This is a genomic window from Nonomuraea ceibae (genome assembly GCF_019396325.1).
Classification (GTDB): Bacteria; Actinomycetota; Actinomycetes; order Streptosporangiales; family Streptosporangiaceae; genus Nonomuraea; species Nonomuraea ceibae.
This window is the reverse complement of record NZ_JAHKRO010000008.1, coordinates 146,457-171,839: the sequence shown is the minus strand read 5'-3', so window position 1 is coordinate 171,839 and position 25,383 is coordinate 146,457. Positions and strand designations below refer to the sequence as shown.

Sequence of the window (25,383 nt, the reverse complement as noted above, 5' to 3'; positions counted from 1 at the left end):
AGTCTGGGCCGTGTCTCAGTCCCAGTGTGGCCGGTCGCCCTCTCAGGCCGGCTACCCGTCGTCGCCTTGGTAGGCCACTACCCCACCAACAAGCTGATAGGCCGCGAGCCCATCCCCAACCGAAAAACTTTCCACACACACCCGATGCCGGGGTGCGTCGTATCCGGTATTAGACCCAGTTTCCCGGGCTTATCCCAGAGTCAGGGGCAGGTTGCTCACGTGTTACTCACCCGTTCGCCGCTCGAGTACCCCGAAGGGCCTTTCCGCTCGACTTGCATGTGTTAAGCACGCCGCCAGCGTTCGTCCTGAGCCAGGATCAAACTCTCCAAAAAAGGTTTGATACCAGGCAACATTATCTCCGTCATATTTGACGAGGTGTTGCATGAAAAACTTCATGCACTGGCTTTTGACACACTGTTGAGTTCTCAAGAAACGGACGCTTGCTCCCCAGTTCTGCGAGAGGCGCGATCTCGTCTTTCGCAATCTTATCAGGCCCGCCGATCGGCTGTCAAATCTGAGGATTTGTTTCCGATCGCTCAACCCATCTAGGATTGCGCACCCCGTCTCCGAGGCAACCCTCGTAACTTACCGTGGCATCCGGTTCCTGTCGAATCAACCGATTTTTCGCGGTGATCCAACAGACACCCGAGACGACTCGTGCCATGACGCGCAAGAGCGCCCACAGCCGAGTGGTTCGTTCTCAAGGGGCTGCCCTGGGGCCCGTCCGCCGTGTCAGGCGTCCGGCTCGCTCCCGGGGCGAGGTCAAACATTAGGTCGCGATTCGCCGGACGTCAAATCACACGCCGCTCACAGTTCGGACGAAGCCCGGCGGATCGCTTCGCCGCACCGCGCGAGCAGGGCGCGGAGGGTGTCGCGCTCCTCGTCGTCGAACTCGTCGGCGATCGCGCGCTCGATGACGACGGCGCGGGCGTCGGCCGTCTCCAGCGCCACGCGCCCCGGCTCGGTCAGCCGGGTCTCCAGCACGTTGCGGTGCCAGGGGTGCGGGGTGCGCTCGACCAGGCCGCGCTCCTCGAGGTTCTTGAGCACGACGGTCATCGCCTGCGGGGTGACCAGGCACGCCCTGGCCAGCGCGGCGCCCGAGATGCCGGGGTTGCCGGCCAGCGCGAACAGCGCCGCGTACTGCGGGACCGTCAGGCCCGCCGCCCGCACCGCGACCTGCTTGGCCGCGATCAGCTCCTGCTCGGCCCGCTTGATGTCGAGGCCGAGCCGCTCCTGCGCGGGCATGTCCACCATGGCGGCAAGCGTACAAGGCTTCGAGTCTTGATAATCATCAAAGCTTTGATATCGTCCCCTGCGCCAGCCATCACGAAGGAGATCGCAACGTGATTCCCGAGAGCCACCTCGACCTGCTGACCCGCCCGCTGTTCGCGCACCTGGCGACCGTCGGGCCCGGCGGCGCGCCGCAGGTGAACCCGGTCTGGACGGTGTGGGACGGCGAGCACCTGCGCTTCACGACCACCACCGACCGCCGCAAGTGCCGCAACGTCGCCGACCACCCGGAGGTGGCCGTCTCCGTCAACGACCCCGACCAGCCGTACCGCTATCTGGAGATCCGCGGCCTGGTCGAGCGCGTCGAGCCCGACCCGTCCGGCGACTTCTTCGACGTCCTGGCCACCCGCTACGGCCTGCCGTACGAGCGGCCGGTCGGCGACGCCGCCCGCCGCGTCGTGATCGTCGTCCGCCCCACGCACACGACCAGCCAGTAGCGCCGGGGCGCCCTCGGTCAGCGGGCGACGCTCGCGCGCACCTGCTCGGGGGAGACGAACAGCTCGGCCGCCATCCCCGCCTGCCGCGCCGCCACCACGTTCGCCTCGTTGTCGTCGAAGAACAGCACGTCGCCCGGGGCGACCCCGTGCCGGGAGGCGCAGATCTCGTACGCGCGGGGGTCGGGCTTGGCCACGCCGATCCGGCAGGAGTAGGTGAGCGCGTCGAAGCGGCCCAGCCAGTCGCCGTGCCGCTCCTCCCACACGGGCACCAGGTCCTCGATGATGTTCGACAGCAGCCCGAGCCTGCGTCCGCCGTCGGCCAGCTCGTGCACGAGGGCCACCATCTCGGGGTCGACGTGGGACCAGCTCTCCAGGTCGGCCTCGGTCAGCGCCGCCACGTCGGCGAACCGCGCGCCGAGCCGCTCGGCGACGGCCGCCCAGTAGAGGTCGCTCGGCTGCCCGGCGTCGTAGGGCGGCCGGCAGGCCCAGTACGCCTCCCAGAAGCGGTCCGCCGACACCCCGGCCAGGTCGACGAGCTGCTGCTTGGCCTCGTCGGTCTGCGTCCTGGCGATGACGCCGTACAAATCGAAAACGATCACTTCGGGCATGCTTCCGAGCTTATGCGCGTATCCTGCCCCGGTGACCAGTGCCGCCACACTAGCCCCGCCCACCACTCCTGAACCCCGTACACGCGGGCACGCGAGCGCCTGGCTCGCGGGGGCGGCGGCGGGAGCCGTCGCGTTCAGCGGGACGGGCGCGGCGACGCTGAACGGCGACGAGCTGGCCACGATCAGCGCCGCGTCCCGCTCGCTCGCCGGGCTGTGGGAGCTGGCCCAGCACATCGACGGGCACTTCCTGCCTTACTACGTGTTCATGCACTTCTGGGCCAAGGCGGGCACGGCCGAGCTGTGGCTGCGGCTGCCGTCGGCGCTGGCGATCGCGGTGGCGGCGGGGCTGCTGGTCGCGCTGGGCAGGCGGCTGCACAGCACGCGGGCGGGGGTGACGGCGGCGGCGGTCTTCGCGGTGCTGCCGTCGGTGTCCTACTACGGGGCGTTCGCCCGCTCCTACGCGTTCGCCGCCGCGGCGGTCGTGCTGTCGTTCTGGGCGCTGCACCGGGCGGCCGAGCGGCCGGAGGCGGCCCGCCGGTGGGTGGTGTACGGGGTGAGCGTGGCGCTGGTGTGCTGCACGCACCTGTTCGCCGTGCTGGTGCTGCCCGCGCAGCTCGTGGCGGCCGTCGCGCTGCTGCCGCGGCGGGACCTGCTGCTGCGGGCGCTGCCCGCGCTGGCCGCCGGCGGCGTGCCGGCCGTGGTGCTCGGCCTGGTCGGCTACGGCGAGCGGCACGCGATCAGCTGGATCCCGCAGCGGGGTCCCGAGGTGCTGCTGAAGTTCCCGAAGATGGCGGCGGGCGCGGCCGAGGCGGGCCTGCCGCTGTTCGCGGTGGCGCTGGCGGGCGCGGGACTGCTGTGGTGGTCGGCGCGCACCCGCCCCGGGGGCCGGGTGTGGGCGGCGACGCTGCTCGGGTGGCTGGTCCTGCCGCCGCTGCTGCTGCTCGCGGTCTCCCACCTGGTGACACCTGCGTACGTGGACCGCTACCTTTTCGTCACCGCTCCGGCGCTGGCGCTGCTGGCTGGGCTGGCGGCGGCGAGCGTGCCGAGGATGGCCGTGGCCGCGTGCTGCGCGCTGGTGGCGGTGACGGTGGCGGCCGGGTTCGCCCAGCACGTCGAGGTGCGCGAGCCGAACGGCCGGTTCGAGGACGTCCCGTGGGCGCTGCGCAGGATGGACGTGCGGCCGGGTGACGCGATCGTCTACGGCCAGAGCTCGGTCAGGGCCGGGTTCGACTACTACGGCGCCGGGGCGACGCCGGACGACGTGCTCCGGATCGGCACGGCCCCGGACCCCGACGGGTTCGGCTTCCCCGAGCGCGACGACGTCGCCGAGGCGCTGGCCGGGCGGGAACGGGTGTGGGTCGTGTGGCGCGGCGCCAAGTCGAGCGGGGCCCGGCTGCCCCGGGTCGAGGCGGTGCGCGAGGCCGGGTTCGAGCAGAAGTCGGCCTGGCACTCGGCCGACCTGCCGGGACTCACGGTCGCGCTCTACACCGCCCCGTGAACGACCGGAGGCGGGCCCCCGGAACGAGAGCCCGCCTCCGCCTGATCCTGTGGGCCGTCAGCCGACCTCGACGCCGCCGATCGACTTCTTGCCGCGCCGCAGCACCAGGTAGCGCCCGTGCAGCAGGTCGTCGCCCGACGGGACGTAGGACTCGTCGGTGATCTTGACGTTGTTGAGGTAGGCGCCGCCCTCCTTGACCGCGCGCCGCGCCGCCGACTTGGACTCGACCAGGCCGCTGTCGGCCAGCAGGTCGACCAGCGTCGCGCCCAGCGCCGGCACGGTGGCCTTCGGCACCTCGGCCAGCGCGGCGCCGAGTGTCGCGGCCGGCAGCTCCTCCAGCGCGCCCTGGCCGAACAGCGCCTTGGACGCGGCGACCACGGCCGCCAGCTCCTGCTTGCCGTGCAGCAGCTCGGTGAGCTCCTCGGCCAGCGTGCGCTGCGCCTCACGGGCGAAGGGCCGCTCGGCGACCGCCTTCTCCAGCTCCTCGATCTCCTCCCGGCCGCGGAAGGTGAACACCTTGAGGTAGTGGATCACGTCACGGTCGTCGGAGTTGAGGAAGTACTGGTAGAAGGCGTACGGGGAGGTCATCTCCGGGTCGAGCCAGAGGGCGCCGCCCGCGGTCTTGCCGAACTTGGTGCCGTCGGCCTTGGTGATGAGCGGCAGCGTGAGCGCGTGCACGTGCGCGCCCTCGATGCGGCGCACCAGGTCGGCGCCCGCGGTGATGTTGCCCCACTGGTCGCTGCCGCCGATCTGCAGCGTGCAGCCGTAGCGCCGGAACAGCTCCAGGTAGTCGTTGGACTGCAGGATCTGGTAGCTGAACTCGGTGTAGCTCAGCCCCTCACCGGCCAGCCGGGCCGACACCGACTCGCGCGCCAGCATCCGGTTGACCGGGAAGTGCTTGCCGATGTCGCGCAGGAAGTCGATGGCCGACAGCTCGCCGGTCCAGTCGAGGTTGCTCACCATGAGGGCGGCGTTGGGCACCTCGCCGAAGTCGAGGAACCGGCCCACCTGGCCGCGCAGCCGCTCCACCCACTGGGCCACGACGTCGCCGGAGTTGAGCGAACGCTCGGTGTTGCGGCCGCTCGGGTCGCCGATCAGCCCGGTCGCGCCGCCGACGAGCCCGATCGGCCGGTGGCCGGCGAGCTGGAAGCGCCGCAGCGTGAGCAGCGGGACGAAGTGACCGACGTGCAGGGAGGCGGCGGTCGGGTCGAAGCCCGCATAGACCGTGATCGGCCCCTTGGCCATGGACGCGCGCAGGGCGTCGAGGTCGGTTGACTGCGCGATCAGGCCTCGCCAGGCGAGGTCGTCGAGGATGTCGGTCACGGTGCTGGCTTTCCGGTAGGTGTCGGGTGGTTACAGCGTGCCCGATCGCGTGGAGTGACCGCTACTTGGATAGTCTCGGTCCCCATGTGGAGGGTCCGTCGCGAGCTGGCCGTTTTCAAGATCTTAGGGGCTCTGGCGTGCGCCGGGCTCGCCGTCTACTGGTATCTCGGCGGCGACCTGCGCGGGGTGATCCTGGCCGTGCCCGCCGCCGTGCTGGTGGGCGCGATGGGCCTGCGTGACGTGCTGGTGCCGGTGCGGCTGGCGGCCGACGAGAGCGGCATCACCGTGACGCACGGCTTCGCCGGCCGGCGGCACGTGCCGTGGGAGGACATCCAGGACGTCAAGGTCGACGTGCGCACGCGGTTCGGGCTGCGCAGCGAGATGCTGGAGATCGACACCGGCGACCATCTGCACATCTTCAGCCCTCACGAGCTGGGCGCCTCGCCCACGGAGGTGGCCGCGGCGTTGCGCCGCCGCGGCACGTGAGCCCGGTACGGCGAGACGGTCGGGTCGGCGTCGATCCAGAACCGCCACGGCGTGTCCTTGGCGGTCGAGATCCCGGTCCGGGGGCCTGACCGGATCCGCGCGCGGGCGGGCGGGCTGCCTTCGAGCACGGCCGCCGCCCCGGCGGGCCACCCGGTGAGCCGGTCTCCCAGCATGAAGCCGGGCGCCGCCCCGTCCAGGACGGCGTCGAGCCCGTTGTGCTCGCGCCGCAGTCCGAGCGCCACGGCCAGCCGGGCGGGACCGCGGGCGAGGTCACGGTCCGCGGGCCGCCTGGTCCCGTTCGAGCGCCGCTCGCGCGCCAGGCCGAGGCCCGCCACCACCTCACCGGCCCGCAGCAGCACCGCCGAGCCGTGCTCCTCGGGCAGGCAGACCAGGTTGGCGCAGAAGTGCATCCCGTACGTGAAGTACACGTACAGGTGTCCCGGCGGGCCGAACATCACGGCGTTGCGCGGCGTCTTGCCCCGGTAGGTGTGGGCGGCGGGGTCCTCGCCGGGCCCGCCGTACGCCTCGACCTCGGTGAGGCGCACGGCGACGGACCCGTCGGCGCCGCTGTGCACGAGGACGCGCCCGAGCAGGTCGGGCGCCACCTCGTGGGAGGGCCGGTCGAAGAAGCCGCGCGGGAGCGGCTCGAAGGACAGCGCGGATGACGACACTGCGGTCAGGACTCGCCCGCCGCCCAGGCCGCCTGCGTGTCGACCGACTCGCGCAGCGCGACGAGCTGGTCGCGGACGCGGTCGGGGGCCGTGCCGCCGTGGGCCTTGCGGGCGGCCAGCGCGCCGGGCACGTTGAGCACGTCGCGCACGTCGGGCGTCAGGTGGGCCGACACCTTGGCCAGCTCGTCGTCAGTGAGGTCGCCGAGGTCCTTGTCGTTGACCTGGCACCACACCACCAGGTGGCCGACGGCCTCGTGCGCCTCGCGGAACGGCACGCCGCGCCGCACCAGCAGCTCGGCCAGGTCGGTGGCGAGCGCGAACCCGTCGGGGGCCGACGCCTCCATGCGGGCGGTGTTGACGCGCATGGTGGCGACCAGGCCGGCCATCGCGGGCAGGACGAGCAGCAGCGTGTCGACCGAGTCGAACACCGGCTCCTTGTCCTCCTGGAGGTCGCGGTTGTAGGTCAGCGGCAGGCCCTTGAGCGTCGTCAGCAGCGCCATGAGGTTGCCGATGAGGCGGCCGGACTTGCCTCGGGCCAGCTCGGCCACGTCGGGGTTCTTCTTCTGCGGCATGATCGACGAGCCGGTGGAGTAGGCGTCGTCCATCTCGATCCAGCGGAACTCCTGCGAGGCCCACAGGACGATCTCCTCGCCCAGCCGCGACAGGTGGGTGCCGATCATCGCCGCGGCGAACAGGAACTCGGCGGCGAAGTCGCGGTCGGCGACGGCGTCCATCGAGTTGGGAGCCGCCGAGGAGAAGCCGAGCTCCTCCGCCACGGCCTGCGGGTCGAGCGGCAGCGACGAGCCGGCCAGCGCGCCCGCGCCGAGCGGCGAGACGGCGGCGCGCCGGTCCCAGTCGGACAGCCGGTCGACGTCGCGGGCGAAGGCGTGCACGTGGGCCAGGAGCTGGTGGCCGAACGAGACGGGCTGGGCGTGCTGCAGGTGGGTCATGCCGGGCGCGGCCGTCTCGGCGTGCTGCTCGGCCTGCGCCATGAGCGCCGTCTCCAGCTCGACCAGCCGCGAGACGATCGTGCGGGCGTGGTCGCGCAGGTAGAGGCGCAGGTCGGTGGCGATCTGGTCGTTGCGGCTGCGGCCGGCGCGGAGCTTGCCGCCGAGCGAGCCGAGCCGCTCCAGCAGGCCGCGCTCCAGGGCGGTGTGCACGTCCTCGTCGGCGACCGTCGGCCGGAACTCTCCGGCCTTGCAGGCGCGCTCCAGGTCGTCGAGGGCGCCGATCATGCGCTCGAGCTCGTCCGCGCTGAGCAGCCCCGCCCTGTGCAGCACGCGGGCGTGCGCCCTGGACGCCGCCAGGTCGTACGGCACCAGCCGCCAGTCGAAGTGCACGCTCACCGACAGCCGGGTCAGCGCGTCGGACGGTCCCCCTTCGAAACGCCCGCCCCACAGCCGCATCGGCTTGCCATCACTCACCGTCATCTCCTCAAACTGTCCTGCCACCGTCTCCGCGACCATAGTGCACCCCGGCCGTTCCCCGTGTCGCGGGTCGCGGCGATCATGGAAGGCGGGTGCACGAACCCTGTGGCCTGGTCGTGGCCGGCGGTGTGGCGCCCGGCGGCGCCGGGAGGGCGGCGGACGTGCCGGGCCCTCCCGGGCGAGCCGGGACCACTCTCGCGGTCATGGGTCGAACTTCGTCACTCGGCGTGCTGGCTGCGCCTGTCGGCCGTCTTCAGCAGCGCCTCGGCCACCGCCTGCCCGCCGAGCGGGTCGCGGCTGATGACCAGGATCGTGTCGTCGCCGGCGACGGTGCCGAGGATGGACTCCCAGTCGGCGTGGTCGATGGCGGAGGCCAGGAACTGGGCGGCTCCCGGCGGTGTCCTGACGAGGATCAGGTTGGCCGACGCCTCGGCGCTGACCAGCAGTTCCTCGGCGATACGGTGCAGCCGGGCGGCCGGCGACTCGCCGGTGCCGAGCCGGGCGAGCGGGATGCGCCCGCCGCCCTCGCCGGGCAGCGCGTAGACGAGGGAGCCGTCCTCGGCGCGCAGCTTGAGCGCGCCGAGCTCGTCGAGGTCGCGGGACAGGGTGGCCTGGGTGACCTCCACGCCGCTCTCGGCGAGCAGCTTGGCCAGCTCCGGCTGGGAGCGGACGGGCTGGCGCTGCAGCAGGTCGGTGATCTTGGCCTGTCTGCCGGCCTTGGTCATCGGGATCGTCATGTCTCGCTCATCAGCCAGTGGAGCAGGGCCTTCTGCGCGTGCAGCCGGTTCTCCGCCTGGTCCCAGACGGCGCTGCGCGGGCCTTCGAGGACCTCGGCGGTGATCTCGTGGCCGCGGTAGGCGGGCAGGCAGTGCAGCACGATCGCCTCGGCGTCGGCGTGCTCCAGCAGCTCGTCGTTGACCTGGTAGGGCATGAGGTCGGCGATGCGCCGTTCCTTGCCGTCCTGGCCCATCGACACCCAGGTGTCGGTGGCGACCACGTGCGCGCCCTGGACGGCGGCCGCCGCGTCGGACAGCGCGACCACCGAGCCGCCGGTGCGGGCGGCGATGGCGGCGGCGCGGCCGAGGATGACGGCGTCGGGCTGGTAGCCGGGCGGGGCGGCGATCCGTACGTGCATGCCGGCGGTGGCGCCGCCGAGCAGGTAGGAGTGGGCCATGTTGTTGGCGCCGTCGCCGGTGTAGGCGAGGGTCAGCCCGGCGGTGCGGCCGAACCGCTCGCGCACCGTCTGCAGGTCGGCGAGGATCTGGCAGGGGTGGTAGTCGTCGGTGAGCGCGTTGACCACGGGCACGCCGGCGTGGGCGGCCATGGTCTCGATCAGCTCCTGGCCGCTGGTGCGCCAGACGATGGCGGACACCTGCCTGCCGAGCACGCGGGCGATGTCTTCAGTGGGCTCGCCGCGTCCCATGAGCGTGGAGACGCCGTCGACGATGAGCGGCAGGCCGCCGAGCTCGCCGATGCCGGTGTGGAAGGACACGCGGGTGCGCGCGGACGGCTTGTCGAACAGGACGGCGACCGACTGGGGGCCCTCGAAGGGCCGGTAGCCGAACCGGTCCTTCTTCATCGCGGCGGCCAGGTCGAGAACCTCGGCCTGCTCCTCGGGCGTGAGGTCGTCGTCCTTGAGGAAGTGGCGGGTCATTTGGCTGCCTCCGAGAGAATCCGGGGGAACGCCGTCACGAAGGCGTCGATCTCCTGCTCGGTCACGACCAGCGGGGGCGCGAGGCGTACGGCGTCGGGCTGCAGGGCGTTGACGAGGAAGCCGGCGTCGGCGGCGGCCTTCTGGACCCGCGCCGAGACCGGTTCGGTGAGGACGACGCCCAGCCACAGCCCGCGCCCGCGCACCCCCTTCAGCAGCGGGTGGCCGATCGCCTCCAGGCCGTCGCGCAGCCGCGCGGCGACCGTGCGGACGTGGCCGAGGTCGACGTTGGCGAGCACGGCCAGCGCGGCGGCGCAGGAGACCGGGTTGCCGCCGAACGTCGAGCCGTGGTCGCCCTTGTCGAACAGCGTGCCCGCCTCGCCGAAGCCGACGCAGGCGCCGATCGGCAGGCCGCCGCCGAGGCCCTTGGCCAGCGTGAGGATGTCGGGCGTGCAGCCGTCGGCCTGGTGGGCGAACCAGTGGCCGGTGCGGCCGATCGCCGACTGGATCTCGTCGGCCACCAGCAGCGCGCCGGCGGCGTCGCAGATCTCGCGGGCGGCCGCCAGGTAGCCGTCGGGCGGCGGGACCACGCCCGCCTCGCCCTGCGTGGGCTCCAGGAAGACGGCGGCGCACTCGCCGGTCACGGCCGCCTTCAGCGCGTCGGCGTCGCCGTAGGGGACGAAGCGGACCTCGACCGGGAACGGGCCGAACTGGTCGCGGATCGCCTGCTTGCCGGTCAGCGACAGGGCGCCGAGGGTGCGGCCGTGGAAGCCGTTCTCGGCGGCGACGAAGTAGGTGCGGCCGTGGCGCTTGCCGTACTTGATGGCGAGCTTGAGCGCGGCCTCGTTGGCCTCGGTGCCGGAGTTGGCGAGGAAGACGCGGCCGGGGGCCTGGAGCAGCTCCAGCAGCTTCTCTGCGAGCAGCACCTCGGGCTCGTGCAGGAACAGGTTGCTCGTGTGGGCGAGCGTGGCCACCTGGGTGGAGACGGCCTCGACGAGCGCCGGGTGAGCGTGGCCGAGCGAGGTGACGGCGATGCCGCCGATGAAGTCGAGGTAGGCCCGGCCGTCGACGTCCCAGACGCGGGTGCCCTCACCGCGCGCCAGCGCGACCGGGGGGACTCCGTAGTTGGGCATGAAGGCCTGCTCGAACCTGTCGAAGAGGCTCATGAGGGCACCACCATCGTTCCGATTCCTTCGTTGGTGAAGATTTCCAGCAGCAGCGCGTGCGGCTCCCGGCCGTCGAGCACGTGGGCCTGCGGCACGCCGCCCTTGACCGCGGTCAGGCACGCCTCCATCTTGGGCACCATGCCGCTCGACAGCGTCGGCATGAGCTCGGCCAGCTCGGCGGCGTCGAGCCGGCTGATGACCTCCGAGTCGTCGGGCCAGTTGGCGTACAGGCCCTCGACGTCGGTGAGGACGACGAGCTTGTCGGCCTGCAGCGCCACGGCGAGCGCGGCGGCCGCGGTGTCGGCGTTCACGTTGTAGATCTCCCCGTCGTCGCCGCGCGCCACGCTGGAGACGACGGGGATGCGGCCGTCGGCGAGCAGCGCGCGCACGGCTCCGGCCTGGACGTCGACGATCTCGCCGACCTGGCCGATGTCGACGGGGCTGCCGTCGACGACGGCGCTCTTGCGCTCGGCGGTGAACAGGTGGGCGTCCTCGCCCGACAGGCCGACGGCGAACGGGCCGTGCTGGTTGAGCAGCCCGACGATGTCGCGGCCGACCTGGCCGACCAGGACCATCCGGACGACCTGCATGGCCTCGGGCGTGGTCACGCGCAGCCCGGCGGTGAACGTGGACTCGATGCCGAGCTTGTCGAGGTGCTCGCTGATCTGCGGGCCGCCGCCGTGCACGACGACCGGGCGCAGCCCGGCGTAGCGCAGGAAGACGACGTCCTCGGCGAACGACGCCTTGAGGGACTCGTCGGTCATGGCGTTGCCGCCGTACTTGATGACGACGGTCGCGCCGTGGAAGCGCGTCAGCCAGGGCAGCGCCTCGATGAGCGTGCCGGCCTTCGCCTGCGCGGTGCCGGCCCTCATGAGGAGTACGCCGAGTTCTCGTGGACGTAGTCGGCCGTCAGGTCCGTGGTGTGGACGGTGGCCGTGTGGGGGCCGGCCGACAGGTCGATGGTGATCGTCACGTCGCGGGGGCGCATGTCGACCTTGGCGCGGTCGTCGCCGACGGCCCCGGCGCGGCAGATCCAGATGCCGTTGATGGCGACGTTGAGCCGGTCGGGCTCGAAGACGGCGTCGGTGGTGCCGACGGCGGCCAGCACCCGGCCCCAGTTGGGGTCCTCGCCGTGGATGGCGCACTTGAGCAGGTTAGAGCGGGAGACCGCGCGGCCGACGGTGACGGCGTCGTCCTCGGAGGCGGCGCCGATGACCTCGATGGCGATGGCCTTGGAGGCGCCCTCGGCGTCGACGAGGAGCTGGCGGGCGAGGTCGGCGCAGACCTCGGTGACCTTCTGCTCGAACTCGGCGAGCTCGGGCCTCACGCCCGCCGCGCCGCTGGACAGCAGCAGGACGGTGTCGTTGGTCGACATGCAGCCGTCGGTGTCGAGCCGGTCGAAGGTGCGCGAGGTGGCGCGGCGCAGCACGCTGTCGAGCTGCTCGGCGGTCAGGTCGGCGTCGGTGGTGATGACGCAGAGCATGGTGGCCAGGCCGGGGGCGAGCATGCCCGCGCCTTTGGCCATGCCGCCCACCATGTAGCCGTCGCCGCGCTTGAAGGAGATCTTGGAGACGGTGTCGGTGGTGCGGATCGCGTCGGCGGCGGCCAGGCCGCCGTCGCGGGAGAGCTGGGAGGCGGCCAGCTCGACGCCGGGCAGCAGCGCGTCCATCGGCAGCCGCTCGCCGATCAGGCCGGTGGAGCAGACCGCGATCTCTCCCGCGGAGTCGTCGAGCGCGGCGGCGGCCTTCTCGGCCGTGGCGTGGGTGTCCTGGAAGCCCTCGGGGCCGGTGCAGGCGTTGGCGCCGCCGGAGTTGAGCACCACCGCTCGCAACCGCCCGCCGCGCAGCACCTGCTGCGACCAGAGCACCGGGGCGGCCTTCACGCGGTTGGCCGTGAAGACGCCGGCGGCGGCACGGCTCGGCCCGTCGTTGACGACGAGGGCCAGGTCGCGGGCGCCGCCGGCCTTGATGCCTGCGGCTATGCCCGCGGCCCTGAAGCCGAGGGGGGCGGTCACGCTCATGGAGCAACTCCTGTCGTGGGAAGTCCGAGCTCTTCCGGGAGGCCGAGGGCGAGGTTGGCGCTCTGGATCGCGCCTCCGGCCGTGCCCTTGGTCAGGTTGTCGATGGCGATGACGGCGATCATCCGGCCCGCGCGCTCGTCGAGCGCGACCTGGAGGGCGGCGGTGTTGGCGCCGTAGGTCATGGCGGTGGCGGGCCAGGCTCCCTCGGGGAGCAGGTGCACGAACGGCTCCGCCTTGTAGGCCGTCTCGTAGGCCGCCCGGAGCGAGTCGCGGGTGACGCCGGGCCGGGCGGGGGCCGTGCAGGTGGCCAGGATGCCGCGGCTCATGGGGGCGAGCGTCGGGGTGAACGAGACCCGTACGGGCGCGCCCGCGGCGGCGCTGAGGCCCTGCTCCATCTCGGGGGTGTGGCGGTGGACACCGCCGGCGCTGTAGGCGCTGACGGAGCCCATGACCTCGCTGCCGAGCAGGCTGGGCTTGAGCGACTTGCCGGCGCCGCTGGTGCCGCTGGCGGCGACGACGACCACGTCCGGCTCGGCGAGCCCGGCGGCGAACGCGGGCGTCAGCGCGAGCAGCACGGAGGTGGGGTAGCAGCCGGGGACGGCGACGCGGCGGGTGCTCCGGAGCGCTTCGCGCTGGCCGGGCAGCTCGGGCAGGCCGTAGGGCCAGGTGCCGGCGTGCTCGCCGCCGTAGAACTCCTGCCAGGCGGCGGGGTCGGCGAGCCGGTGGTCGGCGCCGCAGTCGACGACGAGCGTCGCGGGGCCGAGCTGGGCGGCCACGGCGGCGGAGTGGCCGTGGGGCAGGGCGAGGAAGACGACGTCGTGCCCGGCGAGGGCGTCGGCGGTGGTCTCCTGGATGACCCGGTCGGCCAGCTGCGGCAGGTGGGGCTGGTGGGAGCCGAGCGCGCTGCCGGCGCTGGACGCCGCGGTGAGGGCGCCGATCTCCAGCTCCGGATGGCCGAGCAGCAGGCGGAGCAGCTCGCCGCCCGCATAGCCGCTGGCTCCGGCGATCGCGGCTCTCATCTGACCTCCTGCATATTCATGCATCATAGCTCATAGGCTTGCTTGTAAAGACTATGTACTCCCGATGATGAACATGCAAGTCGAGGCGTCTCGCCGTCCCACATGTCGAGATCAGGAACTCCGGAACATTGGTCTAGCGCGACGTACTAACCGGTCGGTACTGTGATTTATCCGGATGCCGTTCCACTGCGGGAGTTCTGCGTCATGACCCTGTCGCACGCCGAGGTGCAAGCCCAGCTCACCGGCCCTGGCCAGCTCTTCGAGGTCGAGGAGATCGGCGAGAGCGGGATACGGACGTGGAAGCACGCCCCCGGCCACTTCCGCACCCTGCTGGAGAACAGCGCCTTCCACGGCGACAAGGTCTTCCTGGTGTACGAGGACGAGCACGTCACGTTCGAGGGCCACTTCCGCAGGGCCGCCACGCTCGCCAACCGGCTCGTCGAGGAGTACGGGGTCCGCAAGGGCGACCGGGTCGCCGTGGCCATGCGCAACTACCCGGAGTGGTCGATCGCGTTCTCGGCGGCGCTGGCCGCCGGGGCCATCGCGGTGCCGCTCAACGCCTGGTGGACGGAGAAGGAGCTGGCCTACGGGGTCAGCGACTCGGGCGCCAAGGTGATCGTCGCCGACGGGGAGCGCGCAGCCCGGCTGACGGGCACCGGCGTGCCGCTGATCGTCGCCCGCGGCGAGGTCCCGGCGGGCGCGCGCTCGTTCGAGGACGTGCTGGGCGTGGTCGAGCCCGGCGTGCGGCTGCCCGACGTGGAGCTGTCCCCCGAGGACCCGGCCACGATCTTCTACACCTCCGGCACCACCGGCAGCCCCAAGGGCGCGCTGGGCAGCCACCGCAACCTGGGCCAGGCGCCGATGACGGTCGCCTACGGGCTGATGCGCGCGGTGACGATGGCGGGCAAGGACTACACCGAGGCGTCGGCGGTGCGCCGGGTGACGCTGCTGACGGTGCCGCTGTTCCACGTGACGGGCTGCTTCTCGGCGCTGATGACGACGATCTTCAGCGGCGGCGGCCTGGTGCTCATGTACAAGTGGGACCCCAAGCAGGCGCTGGAGCTGATCGAGCGGGAGAAGGTCACCGCGATGATCGGCGTGCCGACGAACGCCTGGCAGCTCATGTCGCACCCCGACTTCGGCAAGCACGACCTGTCCTCGCTGACGACGCTCGGCTACGGCGGCGCCCCCGCCCCGCCCAAGCTGCTGGAGCGCATCACCGCGAACCTGCCCGACCGGGCGCCGTCCAACGGCTACGGCATGACCGAGACGACCGCGCTGGCCATCGGCAACGGCGGCGCCGACTACCAGGCCAAGCCCGACAGCATCGGCCGCCCGACGGCCGTGGTGGACGTGCGCGTGGTGGACCCGATGGGCGAGGAGCTGCCGCCGGGCGAGGTGGGCGAGCTCTGCCTGCGCGGCCCGAACGTGATCATGGGCTACTGGAACAAGCCGCAGGCCACCGCCGAGACGTTCGTCGACAACTGGCTGCACACGGGCGACCTGGCCAGGATCGACGAGGAGGGCTTCGTCTACATCGTCGACCGGGCCAAGGACATGGTGATCAGGGGCGGCGAGAACGTCTACTGCGCCGAGGTCGAGGCCGCGCTGTTCGAGCACCCGGCGGTGGACGACGTGGCGGTGATCGGCGTGCCGCACGACGAGCTGGGCGAGGAGGTCGGGGCGGTGATCCGGCTCGCCCCGGGCGCCTCGGCCACGCGCGAGGAGCTGACGGCGTTCCTGGCCGACCGGATCGCCAAGTTCAAGATCCCGGCGCACGTGTGGTTCCGCGACACCGAGCTGCCCCGCAACCCCGGCGGCAAGATCCTCAAGACCCGCCTGCGCAGGGAGGTGCTGGGCGCCTAACCGCGCAGCAGCTCCAGCAGCGACTCGACGTACGGCTGCGTGGCGCCGCGGTGGCGGCGCGGCGTGGCCACGCCAATGTGGCGCGCCGGGGCGGGCGGCTCCAGCGGCACGGCCACCAGGCCGGGCGTGTCGCCGAGCGCGACGCTCGGGATGAGCGCGACGCCGACGCCCGCGCCGACCAGCGACTGGGCGAACCCGTAGTCGGTGGCCGCGCAGCAGACGCGCGGCTCGAACCCGGCCAGCGCGGCGTAGCGGTCCATCAGCCCGGCCGTCTTGAGGCAGCCGAGCACCCACCGCTCGCCCGCCAGCTCGGCCAGGTGCACGGCGGCGCGCCCGGCGTGCGGGTGGCCCGCGGGCAGCACCACCTGGAGCGGGTCGGCGGCGAGCGGCGTCCAGTCGAGGCCGGACCGGTCACCCGGCCTGGCGGGCGGCGGGCCGTCGAAGTGGTAGGCGAGGGCGAGGTCGGCCCGCCCCTCCCGGACGAGCGGCAGGCTCTCCTCCGGCTCCCGTTCCAGGATCGTCAGCTCCGCCTCGGGGTGCCGGGCGCTGAAGGCGGCCAGCGCGGCCGGCAGCAGCCGCCTGCCGCCGCTGGCGAACGCCGCGACCGTGAACCGCGCGCTCTGGCGGGAGAGCCGGTCGAGGCGCTCCTGGGCGTCGGCCAGCTCGGCCGCGATGGCGTCGGCGGTCTCCACCAGCGTGCGCCCGGCCGCGGTGAGCGTCACGCCGCGCGTGCTGCGCTCGACCACCGGGAGGCCGAGGCCGCGTTCGAGGGCGGCGATCTGCTGGGAGACGGCCGACGGGGTGAAGCGCAGGGTGGCGGCGGCGCGGTTGAAGCTGCCGTGCCGGGCGACCTCGCGCAGCACCCGCAGGCGCTGGACATCGATCATCAGTGCTCCTTACGACCGGATAAGCAGATCACCACTACCGCTGATGACTGTAGTGCCGCGAGGCTGTGCGCATGGACAGTGTGTGCGTGATCGGCGGCAGCCGGTACTTCGGCAGGCGGGTGGTCGAGCGCCTGCGCGACGAGGGGGCCGACGTGACCGTGGTCAGCCGCGGCTCGGCCCCCGTGCCCGAAGGGGTGCGGCACGTGGCGGCCGACCGCGACGACGAGGCGGGGCTGCGGGCCGCGCTCGCGGGACGCTCCTTCGACGTGGTGCTCGACCAGGTCTGCTACACGCCGCTGCAGGCGGCGTCGGCGCGGCGCGTCTTCGCCGGGCGCGCCGGCCGCTACGTGATGACCTCGACGGCCGAGGTGTACGACCGGCTCGACGGCGGCCCGTGGGCGGAGGACGCGGTGGACGCGGGCGCCTGGCCGGTGCGGCCGGAGCTGCCGTGGCGCGACCCGGGCTTCCTGGCGGCCCATTACGGCGAGGGCAAGCGGCAGGCGGAGGCGGTGCTGGCCGGGCGCCCGCCGTTCGAGGTGGTGGCGGTGCGCACCGCGCACGTGCTGGGCGGGGCCGACTTCACCGGGCGGCTGGCCCACTACGCGCGGCGGATGCGCGACGGCGTCCCCATCGTGGTGCACCGGCGGCCCCGCCCGGCGACGTTCGTCAGCCACGAGGAGATCACCGACGTGCTCGTGTGGGCGGTGCGCGGCTCGTTCACCGGGCCGGTCAACGCCTGCTCGCACGGGGCGGCCGACGTGTTCGGCCTGTGCGACGCACTGGCCGCCGCGGGGGCCGGCCGGGCCGTCTACACCGTCGGCGAGGAGGTGTCCCCGTACTCGTTCGGGCGCGCGTACGCCCTGGACAACGGCCGGGCGAGCGGGCTCGGGTTCCGCTTCTCGGAGCTGGGCGCCTGGCTGCCCGGGGTGGCGGCGGAGGTTGTGGCGGGGGTGGCAGGGTGCGCGTGATCGGGGACGTCCGCGTGGGCGCCGTCGGGCTGGGCGCGATGCCGCTGTCCGTCGAGAGGCGGCCGGACCGCGACCGGGCCGTGGCCACGATCCGCGCGGCGCTGGACGCCGGCGTCACGCTGATCGACACGGCCGACTCCTACCACTGGCACGCCGGCGAGGAGGGCCACAACGAGCGGCTCGTCGCCCGGGCCCTGCGGGGCGTGGACGGCGTCCTGGTGGCCACCAAGGGCGGGCGGGGGCGGCCCGGCGACGGCTCCTGGACGGTGAACGGCGACCCGCGCCACCTCAGGCGCGCCTGCGAGGCGTCGCTGCGGCGGCTGGGCGCCGAGGCCATCGGCCTGTACCAGCTGCACAAGCCGGACCCGGCGGTGCCGTTCGCCGAGTCGGTCGGGGCGCTGCGCGAGCTGCACGACGAGGGCAAGATCCGCATGATCGGCCTGTCGAACGTGGACCGCGACCAGATCGCCCTGGCCCGGCTCGACCTGGGCGAAAGGCTGGTGTCGGTGCAGAACCGCTTCTCCCCCGCCGTCCGCGACGGCGAGCCGGAGCTGCGGCTGTGCGACGAGCTCGGGCTGGCGTTCCTGCCGTGGAGCCCGCTCGGCGGCATCTCCCGCAGCGCCCTGGAGAGCGGCGAGCCCGCCGGGGGGACCGTCTTCCACGAGGTCGCCCGCGAGCGCGGGGTGAGCCCGCAGCGCGTCTGCCTCGCCTGGCTGCTCGCGCTGAGCGCGCGGGTGATCCCCATCCCGGGCGCGACCCGGCCAGCCTCGATCACCGACTCGGCCGCCGCTGCCGGGCTGAGGCTCACCCCCGGCGAGCTCGCCCGCCTGAACCGCCGCCCGGAGGGCGCATTACCTCACGCGTAATCGCGCCGCCTACGCCCGTGATGGCACGGTTGCGGTGTCGGACAGAATCCTTGAAGGAGAAGCGAGATGACCACTCTCACCGTCGCCACCACCGGCCGCGCCAAGTTCCTGCGCCTCGTGCTGGCCCTCGACGCCGTCGTCACCGGCGCCAACGGGCTGGTCTACCTCGCCGGGGCCGGCCTGGTGAGCGACCTGCTCGGGCCGGACGCGGGCCTGCTGCGCGGCATCGGGGCGTTCCTGCTCGTGTACGGCGCCGCCGTGGGCCTCCTGGCGGCCAGGGGCACGGTCAGCCAGGCGGGTGTCAAGGCCGTGATCGGGCTGAACATCGCCTGGACGCTCGGCAGCGTCGCCGCCGTGATCACCGGGATGATGGAGTTCACCACGATCGGCGCCGTGTGGGCCATCGCCCAGGCGCTCGTGGTGGGCGTGTTCGCCGAGCTGCAGATCATGGGCCTGCGCAAGCTCCGCTGACCACCGGGGCGGAAAACGGTTTGCCGGGAACGCGCACGGGCGTGGACAATCGACGCCCGTGCGCCGTCGTGTGATATCCCAGCTCAGCAGACTCGCCCCGGACCTGAGCCCGCTGCGTGACTCGCGTGACTTCCGGCTGCTGATGGCCTCCGGCGTCGTGACGATGTTCGGCACGTTCATCACGATGGTGGCGCTGCCGTTCCAGATGTGGCAGCTCACCGGCTCGTACGTGGCCGTCGGGATGATGAGCCTGGTCGAGTTCGTGCCCATGGTCGTGTTCGGGCTGTGGGGCGGCGCGATCGCCGACTCCCTCGACCGGCGCAGGATCATCCTGCTGAGCGAGGTCGGGCTGGCCGTGACGGCGGCGGCGCTCATGGTCAACGCCATGCTGCCGGAGCCGCAGATCTGGGTGCTGTACGTGGTCGGGGCGCTGGCGATGGCCATCTCGTGCCTGCAGCGGCCCAGCATGGAGTCGCTGATCCCGCAGGTGGTCAAGCACGAGCAGCTCGGCGCCGCGGCGGTGCTGACGAGCCTGCGGTGGAACTTCGGCGCGATCGCCGCCCCCGCGCTGGGCGGCTGGCTGGTGGCCGAATGGGGTGCGGCCTTCGCCTACGGGCTCGACACGGTCAGCTTCCTGCTGTCGCTGGCGCTGCTGTGGCGGATCGGATCCCGCCCGCCGGCCGAGGACGCCCAGCCCGCCTCGATCAGGTCGCTGATCGACGGGCTGCGCTACGCGGCGAGCCGCAAGGACCTGGTCGGCACCTACCTGGTGGACATCGCGGCGATGGTGTTCGCCATGTCCACCGCGCTGTTCCCCGGCCTGGCCGAGGAGTACGGAGCGCTGCCGGCCGTCGGCCTGCTCTACTCGGCGGGCGCGATCGGCTCCCTCATCGCCTCGGTGACCGGCGGCTGGGCGGCCCGGGTGCAGCGGCAGGGGCTCGGCGTGATCGTGGCCGCGTCGGTGTGGGGCGTCGCGGTGGCGCTGGCCGCCGCGATCCCGCAGTTCTGGGCGCTGGTCGCCTGCCTGGCCCTGGCCGGGGCCGCCGACATGATCAGCGGCATCTTCCGGATGACGATGTGGAACCAGACGATCCCGAACGAGATGCGCGGCCGGCTGGCGGGCATCGAGCTGCTGTCCTACTCGACCGGGCCGATGCTGGGCAACGCCAGGGCGTCGCTGATGGGCCAGCTCGGCGGGCCGAGGCTGTCGCTGGGCCTGGGCGGGCTGATGTGCGTGGGCGCGGTCGCGCTGCTGAGCGCGGCGCTGCCCGCCTTCCGCCGCTACGACGCCCGTACCGACGAGCACGCGCTGGCGGAGCGGGCGCGCCGCGCCCAGGAGCCGACGACCGCCTAGACCGGACTGTTCTCTGGTTCGAAGGCGCTCAGGCTCGGGTCGTAGTCCGAGGCGCCGATGTCGTACATGGGCGTCATCCAGTGATAGAAGTTGTCGCCGCGCTCCCGGAGCAGGTCGTACAGCCTGCGTATGAGGCGCTGACGGACCGGCCGCAGCTCGGGGTGCTCGTAGCGGTTGCTGAGCTCGTGCGGGTCGCCGGCGAGGTCGTACAGCTCGTTGACGGACTCGGGGTTGACCACCAGCTTGTAGCGCTCGTCGCGGATCATCCGCTGCGGGTAGGGGAAGTGGTGGCCGTGGAACTCGGCGATCAGCTCGGGGGCCCACTCCGGCCGCTCGCCGCGCACCAGCGGGACCAGGCTGCGGCTGTCGACCGCCGGGGAGGTGTCGCAGCCGGCCAGGTCGAGGATCGTCGCCGTGCAGTCGGTGAGCGTGACGAACTCGTCCCTGACCTGCGGCTGCGCCCCCGGGACGCGGATGATGCCGGGGATGCGGTAGATGTCCTCGTACATCGCCGGGCCCTTGTCGTGCAGCCGGTGCGCCCCGGTGAACTCGCCGTGGTCCGCGGTGAAGAACACCCCGGTCCGGTCGGAAAGACCAAGCTCGTCGAGCCTGTCCAGGATGCGGCCGATCTGCTGGTCGATGAGCGTCACGTACCCCCAGTAGACGGCGATCAGCTTGCGCGTCACCTCGATGGGGATCGTGTCGAATGTCCAGTGCTCGCTGTAGTTGCGCTGCACCGGCGGCTTGCCCTCGAACGTCTCGGCGATCGAGGGCGGCAGCTCGACCAGCGCCGGGTCGTACAGGTCGAAGTACTCGTCCGGCAGCAGGTACGGCAGGTGCGGCCCGAAGAAGTGGGTCGCCAGGAAGAACGGCTCCCCGGTGGCCGCGTAACGGTCCAGGTGCTCGATCGCCCGCGTCGCCAGGTAGTGCTCGAACGTGGCCTCCACCGGCTGGTGCAGCCGCGCCGCCAGCAGGTTGCCCGGGTTGCCGTTGGGCGTGGTGCCGCGGATCAGGTCCGAGATCCGGTACGGCGGCAGGTCACGCTCCTTCAGGTACGCCAGGTAGTCGGGGTGGTCGACGGGGTTGTGCCAGCCGGGCAGGTCGGGGCCGTCGAAGCCGTACGAGGCGGCGTTGCGGTGGGTGCCGCCGTGCCACTTGCCGATCAGCCCGAGCCGGTAGCCGCGCTCCTTCAGCGCCTCCGGGAAGGTGAAGGCGTCGTCGCGCAGGTCCTCCAGGTAGCCGACGTTGCGCTCGTAGTTGGCCAGCAGCCGGTGCCGGAACGGCGCCTGCCCGGTGAGCAGGCTGGCCCGCGCCGGGGTGCAGATGGCCGTGGGCGTGTAGAACCGGTCGAACCGCGTGCCGGTCTCGGCCAGCCGGTCGAGATTCGGCGTGGCGACGTGCGGGTTGCCGTAGCAGCCCAGCGTGTCGACGCGGTGCTGGTCGGTCATCAGGAACAGCAGGTTCACTTACTGTAGGCCTTCGTGTAGAGATCGCCGGTGTAGTAGGTGGCCGGGTCGGGGGCCGACGGGAGCTGGCCGGTGCTGACGAAGAACTCGCTCAGGCTGTTCAGCCACTTGCCGACGCTGCCGTCCTGGGTCTTGGCGACCAGGTCGGCGGTCGACATCGTCTGCACGTTCGCCGCGTCGGCCGCGACCTTGGCCTTGTCGAGCTTGAGCAGGGCCGCCGCCTCGGCGATCGCCTCGTCCGGGTGGGCGGCGCGCCAGTCGTTGGCCTCCTGCAGCACCTTGAGCACCTTCTCGGTCAGCTCAGGCGCCACCTCGTTGCCGCCGACGAACGCGGTCGGGAACGAGTTGTCCGGGAACTCCTTGGTGCTGGCCAGCTCGACCGTGCCGGGCACCTTGGCCTTGATCGTGTCGATCAGCGGGTACCAGATGCCGGCGCCGTCGATCTGCCCGGCGGCGAACGCGGAGACGACCGTGGCCGGGTCCATCGGCACCTTCTCGATGTCCTCGACGGTCATGCCGGCCTTCCGCAGGGCCAGGTTGAGCACCATGTCGCCGGAGGTGCCCTCGGGCACGCCGACCTTCTTGCCCTTCAGGTCCTGGATGCTCGCGATGCCGGGCCGGGCGATGACGCGGTCGGCGTAGGCGAGGGTGTTGACCGCCACGACCTTGGCCTTGCCGGACGCGGGCAGCCACATGGCGCCCGGGCCGATGTAGCCGAAGTCGAGGTCGCCCGCGCCGAGCGCCTGGATCTGCAGCGGGCCGTTGGTGAACACCTTGATCTCGGGCGTCAGGCCCTGCTTCTCCCACAGGCCCTGCTTGTCGGCGATGGCCAGCAGGCTGGCGCCGTTGTAGTCGCTGATGTAGCCGAAGCGGACGGTGGAGCCGTCCTCGGAGCACGCGGACACGGACAGCGACATCATGATCACCGCTGTGGCGGCCGTCAGGGCGCGGCGAAGCACACGCATGGCGGGTACGTCCTTTCCGGGGGGTTTCGTCGGCCGATCAGGCCGCGGGAGCTTGGTGGTAGACGGAGTGCCAGACCTCGTTGCGGACGCGGCCGAACTCGGGCGACAGGCGGATCTCCTCGGTGCGCGGGTAGGGCAGGCCGACGTCGATGATCCGCTGGACCCGGCCGGGCCTGGCGGCCATGACGATCACCCGGCTGGCCAGGTAGACGGCCTCGTCCACGTCGTGGGTGATGAACATGACCGTGCGCTGGTCCTGGCTCCAGGTGTGCAGGAGCTGGTCCTGGAGCTGCACCCGGGTGAGCGCGTCGAGGGCGCCGAACGGCTCGTCCATGAGCAGCACCTTCGGGTTGACCGCGTAGGCGCGGGCGATGGCGCAGCGCTGCTTCATGCCGCCGGACAGCGTCTTGGGCAGCGCGTCGGCGAAGTCCGACAGGCCGACGAGCTCGATGGCCCGTTCGGCGCGGCGCCTGCGCTCCTCCGCAGGGAGGTCGGCCAGCTTCAGCCCGAACTCGACGTTCTTGCGCACGGTCAGCCAGGGGAACAGCGCGTACTGCTGGAAGATCACGCCGCGGTCGGGGCCGGGGCCGGCGACCGGCTCGCCGTCCACGAGCACCTGGCCCGCCGACGGCTCGACGAGCCCGGCGGCCATGCTCATCAGCGTGCTCTTGCCGCACCCCGACGGGCCGACGACGGTGACGAACTCCTGGTCGGCGATGTCCAGGCTGACGTGGTCGAGCGCGGTGAACGTGCCCTCGCGCATCGGGTAGGTCTTGACGACGTCCCTGAAGGAGATCTTGGTGGTCATCGGCGCTCCTGCCAGTCGGTGAGTCGTCGCTCGGCCAGGAGCAGCAGCCGGTCCATCAGCAGGCCGAGCACGCCGATGGCGATCAGTCCGACGAAGATCGTGGACAGGTCGTAGTAGAGCTGGGCCTGCTGCATCCGGAAGCCGAGCCCCTCCTGCGCGGCGATCAGCTCGGCGGCCACCAGCGTGCCCCACGCCGAGCCGAGCCCGACCCGCATGCCGACCAGGATGAACGGCGTGGAGGCCGGCACCACGACCTTGAGGAAGATGGTCCGGTCCGAGGCGCCGAGCACCCGGGCGGCGTTGATCAGCGTCTTGTCCACGTCCACCACGCCCTGGAACGTCGCGACGACGCTCGACAGGAACGACGCCAGGAAGATCACGAACACCTTGGGCACCTCGCCGATGCCCATGAGCACGATGGCCAGCGGAATGATCGCCAGCGGCGGGATCGTGCGGAAGAACTGCACGTACGGCTCCAGCAGGCCGCGCGCGGTGGCGTACCAGCCCATCAGGAACCCGACCGGCACGGCCAGCAGCGTGCCCAGCAGGAAGCCGAGCAGCACGCGGCGCAGGCTGGCCAGCGCGTCCATCGCCAGCGTGCCGTCGGCGACCAGCTCGACCGCCCGGGCGGCGACCTCGGCCGGGCCGGGCATGCCCTGCACGCCGACCGACGCCAGCAGCGTCCAGACCGCCAGGCCGATGACGACGGCCACCAGGTTGAGCACGATCGAGCGGCGCGGCCTGCGCCCCTCGGCCCCGCCGCCCGTCTTGCGCTGCGGCGCGGAGATCGCGGTCATCGCCGCCTCCCAGGGCTCATGGTCTCCTCCGCTCGCTCCGGCGCCGCCGGAGGCCGCTCCGCCTCGTCGCCGTCCGCCGGGTAGCGGGACAGCAGGGGCGATTCATGCAGGACCAGGGCGATCGCCCCGAGCGCGCCCGCGGCCTCGCCCAGCGTGGCCCTGCGCAGGCTCACCCGGTCGCGGGTGACGGGCATGATCTGCGCGCCCAGCGTCTCCCCGACCGGGTCCAGCAGCGCGGCCCCGGCCTCCGCCAGCTCGCCGCCGACGACGACCACGCTGGGGCCGATCGCGTTGCACAGCGCGGCGAGCACCGCACCGACGCGCGAGCCGACGTCGCGCAGCAGGCCGAGCGCGACGGCGTCGCCCTCGCGCACCGCCTTCACCAGCTCCGGCACGTCCTCGGCGCGCCCGCCCGCCGCCCGGTAGGCGTCGAGCACGGCCCTTATCGACGCGACGGTCTCCAGGCAGCCGGTCCCGCCGCAGTCACAGCGCGCGCCCGCCGGGTCGACCGTGATGTGGCCGAACTCCCCCGACAGCCCGTACGCGCCGCGGTGCAGCGATCCGCCGACCACCAGCCCGCCGCCGACACCGTGCGACAGCCGCAGGTAGAGCACGTCCTCGACACCGGTGGCCGCGCCCCAGATGGACTCGGCCAGCGCCGCCAGCCGGGTGTTGTTGTCGGCCAGCACCGGCACGCCGAAGCGCTCGCGCAGCAGCCCGGCGAGCCGTTCGTGCCCCCGGGGATCGCTCCCCCCGCGACCGTCACCGCGACCGTCACCGCGACCGTCCTCGGTTCTCGGGCCGCCGCCCACGGGGCCGACGACGCCGACGCCGATCGCGCTGAGCGCGCCGAGCCGCAGCGCGCCGCCGCCGTGGGCGCCGGTCAGGCCGCGCACCAGCCGGGCGGCGAGCTCCACCCGCTCCTCCCACGGCAGGCCGGCCGGATGCGGCTCGCTCGCCGAGCCGACGACCTCGTGCGCCACGTTGACGGCGGCGACGTGCACGGCGCGCCGGGCGAAGTCGATGCCGATGGCCTGGCCGGCGTCGGGATTGAGGGTGAGGGTCTCGGCGGGCCTGCCGCGCCCGCGCGGCGCCTCCTGCTGGGTGGCGGCGACGACCGCGCCGCTGGCCACGAGTTCGGCCAGGATGTCGTACAGGGTGGTGCGGGACAGGCCGCAGTGCTTGCCGAGCTCGCCGCGGCTCAGCGGGCCGTGCCGGCGCAACAGGCCGAGGACGAGCTCCTCGTGCCCGCGGCGCAACTGTGAGAGTGGACCGGGCATAGGGCAGAGTCTGCCGACCGCCACTCTTTTTGGTCAATAACCCGGAAAAAACTGTCTAC

The 25,383-nt window shown here is 72.4% G+C and carries 25 protein-coding genes and 1 rRNA gene; 8 read left to right on the top strand and 18 right to left on the bottom strand.

Annotated features, from left to right (window positions below):
• Positions 1-332, bottom strand: a 16S ribosomal RNA gene (locus KME80_RS08620); the annotation flags it as partial.
• 475 nt (positions 333-807) lie between these two features.
• Positions 808-1,254, bottom strand: coding sequence for a MarR family winged helix-turn-helix transcriptional regulator (locus KME80_RS08615; protein ID WP_219502260.1), 447 nt, complete (start codon positions 1,252-1,254; stop codon positions 808-810).
• An 89-nt stretch (positions 1,255-1,343) separates the two neighbouring features.
• Between KME80_RS08615 and KME80_RS08610 the strand changes: the two genes are divergently transcribed.
• Positions 1,344-1,727, top strand: coding sequence for a PPOX class F420-dependent oxidoreductase (locus KME80_RS08610; RefSeq protein ID WP_308125664.1), 384 nt, complete (start codon positions 1,344-1,346; stop codon positions 1,725-1,727).
• A 17-nt stretch (positions 1,728-1,744) separates the two neighbouring features.
• On the opposite strand, the gene KME80_RS08605 is transcribed toward KME80_RS08610, so the two are convergent.
• The gene (locus KME80_RS08605) at positions 1,745-2,335 is read right to left on the bottom strand and encodes an HAD family hydrolase (protein ID WP_219502257.1); all 591 of its coding nucleotides are present in this window, start codon (positions 2,333-2,335) and stop codon (positions 1,745-1,747) included.
• A 31-nt stretch (positions 2,336-2,366) separates the two neighbouring features.
• On the opposite strand from KME80_RS08605, the gene KME80_RS08600 reads away from it, so the two are divergent.
• Entirely contained in the window at positions 2,367-3,833 is a 1,467-nt protein-coding gene (locus tag KME80_RS08600; RefSeq protein ID WP_219502256.1) for a glycosyltransferase family 39 protein, read from the top strand.
• 57 nt (positions 3,834-3,890) lie between these two features.
• On the opposite strand, the gene tyrS is transcribed toward KME80_RS08600, so the two are convergent.
• Entirely contained in the window at positions 3,891-5,156 is a 1,266-nt protein-coding gene (gene tyrS, locus KME80_RS08595) for a tyrosine--tRNA ligase (protein WP_219502254.1), read from the bottom strand.
• Between the two features lie 84 nt (positions 5,157-5,240).
• On the opposite strand from tyrS, the gene KME80_RS08590 reads away from it, so the two are divergent.
• The gene (locus KME80_RS08590) at positions 5,241-5,642 is read left to right on the top strand and encodes a PH domain-containing protein (protein WP_219502253.1); all 402 of its coding nucleotides are present in this window, start codon (positions 5,241-5,243) and stop codon (positions 5,640-5,642) included.
• On the opposite strand, the gene KME80_RS08585 is transcribed toward KME80_RS08590, so the two are convergent.
• From KME80_RS08585 to argC, 8 genes are all read right to left on the bottom strand, one after another.
• Positions 5,582-6,313, bottom strand: coding sequence for a DNA-3-methyladenine glycosylase (locus tag KME80_RS08585; RefSeq protein WP_219502252.1), 732 nt, complete (start codon positions 6,311-6,313; stop codon positions 5,582-5,584). The genes KME80_RS08590 and KME80_RS08585 overlap by 61 nt on opposite strands.
• 5 nt (positions 6,314-6,318) lie before the next feature.
• A complete protein-coding gene (gene argH / locus KME80_RS08580; RefSeq protein ID WP_219502251.1) occupies positions 6,319-7,743 on the bottom strand; it encodes an argininosuccinate lyase in 1,425 nt (474 codons plus the stop codon).
• 215 nt (positions 7,744-7,958) lie between these two features.
• Positions 7,959-8,477, bottom strand: a complete 519-nt coding sequence (locus KME80_RS08575) for an arginine repressor (protein ID WP_219502250.1) — start codon at positions 8,475-8,477, stop codon at positions 7,959-7,961.
• Positions 8,474-9,394 carry an ornithine carbamoyltransferase gene (argF, locus tag KME80_RS08570; protein WP_219502249.1) on the bottom strand — a complete coding sequence of 307 codons (921 nt, stop codon included), beginning with the start codon at positions 9,392-9,394 and terminating at the stop codon, positions 8,474-8,476. The genes KME80_RS08575 and argF overlap by 4 nt, the downstream gene beginning before the upstream one ends.
• Complete coding sequence (locus KME80_RS08565) at positions 9,391-10,557, bottom strand: acetylornithine transaminase (protein ID WP_219502248.1); 1,167 nt, start codon at positions 10,555-10,557, stop codon at positions 9,391-9,393. Before KME80_RS08565 ends, argF begins: the two co-directional genes overlap by 4 nt.
• Positions 10,554-11,429: an acetylglutamate kinase gene (argB, locus tag KME80_RS08560; RefSeq protein WP_219502242.1), complete on the bottom strand. Its 876-nt coding sequence runs from the start codon at positions 11,427-11,429 to the stop codon at positions 10,554-10,556. The genes KME80_RS08565 and argB overlap by 4 nt, the downstream gene beginning before the upstream one ends.
• Complete coding sequence (gene argJ / locus KME80_RS08555; protein ID WP_219502239.1) at positions 11,426-12,577, bottom strand: bifunctional glutamate N-acetyltransferase/amino-acid acetyltransferase ArgJ; 1,152 nt, start codon at positions 12,575-12,577, stop codon at positions 11,426-11,428. Before argJ ends, argB begins: the two co-directional genes overlap by 4 nt.
• Entirely contained in the window at positions 12,574-13,596 is a 1,023-nt protein-coding gene (gene argC / locus KME80_RS08550) for an N-acetyl-gamma-glutamyl-phosphate reductase (protein WP_219502229.1), read from the bottom strand. The genes argJ and argC overlap by 4 nt, the downstream gene beginning before the upstream one ends.
• 204 nt (positions 13,597-13,800) lie before the next feature.
• Here argC and KME80_RS08545 point away from each other — a divergent pair, with 204 nt between their 5' ends.
• The gene (locus KME80_RS08545) at positions 13,801-15,462 is read left to right on the top strand and encodes a class I adenylate-forming enzyme family protein (protein WP_219502227.1); all 1,662 of its coding nucleotides are present in this window, start codon (positions 13,801-13,803) and stop codon (positions 15,460-15,462) included.
• Here the strand turns inward: KME80_RS08545 and KME80_RS08540 are convergent.
• Positions 15,459-16,349, bottom strand: coding sequence for a LysR family transcriptional regulator (locus KME80_RS08540; protein ID WP_219502225.1), 891 nt, complete (start codon positions 16,347-16,349; stop codon positions 15,459-15,461). The genes KME80_RS08545 and KME80_RS08540 overlap by 4 nt on opposite strands.
• Before the next feature lie 71 nt (positions 16,350-16,420).
• Between KME80_RS08540 and KME80_RS08535 the strand changes: the two genes are divergently transcribed.
• The 4 genes from KME80_RS08535 to KME80_RS08520 all read left to right on the top strand — a co-directional run bounded on the left by KME80_RS08535 (position 16,421) and on the right by KME80_RS08520 (position 20,008).
• A complete protein-coding gene (locus KME80_RS08535) occupies positions 16,421-17,317 on the top strand; it encodes an NAD-dependent epimerase/dehydratase family protein (protein WP_219502223.1) in 897 nt (298 codons plus the stop codon).
• Positions 17,308-18,183 carry an aldo/keto reductase gene (locus KME80_RS08530; protein WP_308125663.1) on the top strand — a complete coding sequence of 292 codons (876 nt, stop codon included), beginning with the start codon at positions 17,308-17,310 and terminating at the stop codon, positions 18,181-18,183. The genes KME80_RS08535 and KME80_RS08530 overlap by 10 nt, the downstream gene beginning before the upstream one ends.
• Before the next feature lie 66 nt (positions 18,184-18,249).
• The gene (locus KME80_RS08525) at positions 18,250-18,654 is read left to right on the top strand and encodes a hypothetical protein (protein ID WP_219502221.1); all 405 of its coding nucleotides are present in this window, start codon (positions 18,250-18,252) and stop codon (positions 18,652-18,654) included.
• 58 nt (positions 18,655-18,712) lie between these two features.
• Complete coding sequence (locus KME80_RS08520; RefSeq protein ID WP_308125662.1) at positions 18,713-20,008, top strand: MFS transporter; 1,296 nt, start codon at positions 18,713-18,715, stop codon at positions 20,006-20,008.
• Here the strand turns inward: KME80_RS08520 and KME80_RS08515 are convergent.
• From KME80_RS08515 to KME80_RS08495, 5 genes are read right to left on the bottom strand one after another with little or no spacing between them, the layout of a single operon-like run.
• On the bottom strand, positions 20,005-21,474 hold the full coding sequence (locus KME80_RS08515; protein ID WP_219502218.1) for a sulfatase family protein: 1,470 nt from the start codon (positions 21,472-21,474) through the stop codon (positions 20,005-20,007). The genes KME80_RS08520 and KME80_RS08515 overlap by 4 nt on opposite strands.
• Positions 21,471-22,439: an aliphatic sulfonate ABC transporter substrate-binding protein gene (locus KME80_RS08510; protein ID WP_219502216.1), complete on the bottom strand. Its 969-nt coding sequence runs from the start codon at positions 22,437-22,439 to the stop codon at positions 21,471-21,473. The genes KME80_RS08515 and KME80_RS08510 overlap by 4 nt, the downstream gene beginning before the upstream one ends.
• A 37-nt stretch (positions 22,440-22,476) precedes the next feature.
• Entirely contained in the window at positions 22,477-23,247 is a 771-nt protein-coding gene (locus KME80_RS08505; RefSeq protein WP_219502214.1) for an ABC transporter ATP-binding protein, read from the bottom strand.
• Entirely contained in the window at positions 23,244-24,044 is an 801-nt protein-coding gene (locus KME80_RS08500) for an ABC transporter permease (protein ID WP_219502212.1), read from the bottom strand. The genes KME80_RS08505 and KME80_RS08500 overlap by 4 nt, the downstream gene beginning before the upstream one ends.
• Positions 24,041-25,324, bottom strand: coding sequence for an ROK family transcriptional regulator (locus KME80_RS08495; protein WP_219502210.1), 1,284 nt, complete (start codon positions 25,322-25,324; stop codon positions 24,041-24,043). The genes KME80_RS08500 and KME80_RS08495 overlap by 4 nt, the downstream gene beginning before the upstream one ends.
• Positions 25,325-25,383 lie beyond the last annotated feature (59 nt).

Excerpts from the sequence above, each read along its gene's own strand:
- KME80_RS08605 (WP_219502257.1), bottom strand. The coding sequence starts at position 2,335 with ATGCCCGAAGTGATCGTTTTCGATTTGTACGGCGTCATCGCCAGGACG.
- KME80_RS08565 (WP_219502248.1), bottom strand. The coding sequence starts at position 10,557 with ATGAGCCTCTTCGACAGGTTCGAGCAGGCCTTCATGCCCAACTACGGA.
- KME80_RS08510 (WP_219502216.1), bottom strand. The coding sequence starts at position 22,439 with ATGCGTGTGCTTCGCCGCGCCCTGACGGCCGCCACAGCGGTGATCATG.
- KME80_RS08505 (WP_219502214.1), bottom strand. The coding sequence starts at position 23,247 with ATGACCACCAAGATCTCCTTCAGGGACGTCGTCAAGACCTACCCGATG.
- KME80_RS08545 (WP_219502227.1), top strand. The coding sequence starts at position 13,801 with ATGACCCTGTCGCACGCCGAGGTGCAAGCCCAGCTCACCGGCCCTGGC.
- KME80_RS08495 (WP_219502210.1), bottom strand. The coding sequence starts at position 25,324 with ATGCCCGGTCCACTCTCACAGTTGCGCCGCGGGCACGAGGAGCTCGTC.
- KME80_RS08500 (WP_219502212.1), bottom strand. The coding sequence starts at position 24,044 with ATGACCGCGATCTCCGCGCCGCAGCGCAAGACGGGCGGCGGGGCCGAG.
- KME80_RS08590 (WP_219502253.1), top strand. The coding sequence starts at position 5,241 with ATGTGGAGGGTCCGTCGCGAGCTGGCCGTTTTCAAGATCTTAGGGGCT.
- argJ (WP_219502239.1), bottom strand. The coding sequence starts at position 12,577 with ATGAGCGTGACCGCCCCCCTCGGCTTCAGGGCCGCGGGCATAGCCGCA.
- argF (WP_219502249.1), bottom strand. The coding sequence starts at position 9,394 with ATGACCCGCCACTTCCTCAAGGACGACGACCTCACGCCCGAGGAGCAG.
- argB (WP_219502242.1), bottom strand. The coding sequence starts at position 11,429 with ATGAGGGCCGGCACCGCGCAGGCGAAGGCCGGCACGCTCATCGAGGCG.
- KME80_RS08575 (WP_219502250.1), bottom strand. The coding sequence starts at position 8,477 with ATGACGATCCCGATGACCAAGGCCGGCAGACAGGCCAAGATCACCGAC.
- argC (WP_219502229.1), bottom strand. The coding sequence starts at position 13,596 with ATGAGAGCCGCGATCGCCGGAGCCAGCGGCTATGCGGGCGGCGAGCTG.
- KME80_RS08615 (WP_219502260.1), bottom strand. The coding sequence starts at position 1,254 with ATGGTGGACATGCCCGCGCAGGAGCGGCTCGGCCTCGACATCAAGCGG.
- argH (WP_219502251.1), bottom strand. The coding sequence starts at position 7,743 with ATGACGGTGAGTGATGGCAAGCCGATGCGGCTGTGGGGCGGGCGTTTC.
- KME80_RS08525 (WP_219502221.1), top strand. The coding sequence starts at position 18,250 with ATGACCACTCTCACCGTCGCCACCACCGGCCGCGCCAAGTTCCTGCGC.
- KME80_RS08535 (WP_219502223.1), top strand. The coding sequence starts at position 16,421 with ATGGACAGTGTGTGCGTGATCGGCGGCAGCCGGTACTTCGGCAGGCGG.
- KME80_RS08540 (WP_219502225.1), bottom strand. The coding sequence starts at position 16,349 with ATGATCGATGTCCAGCGCCTGCGGGTGCTGCGCGAGGTCGCCCGGCAC.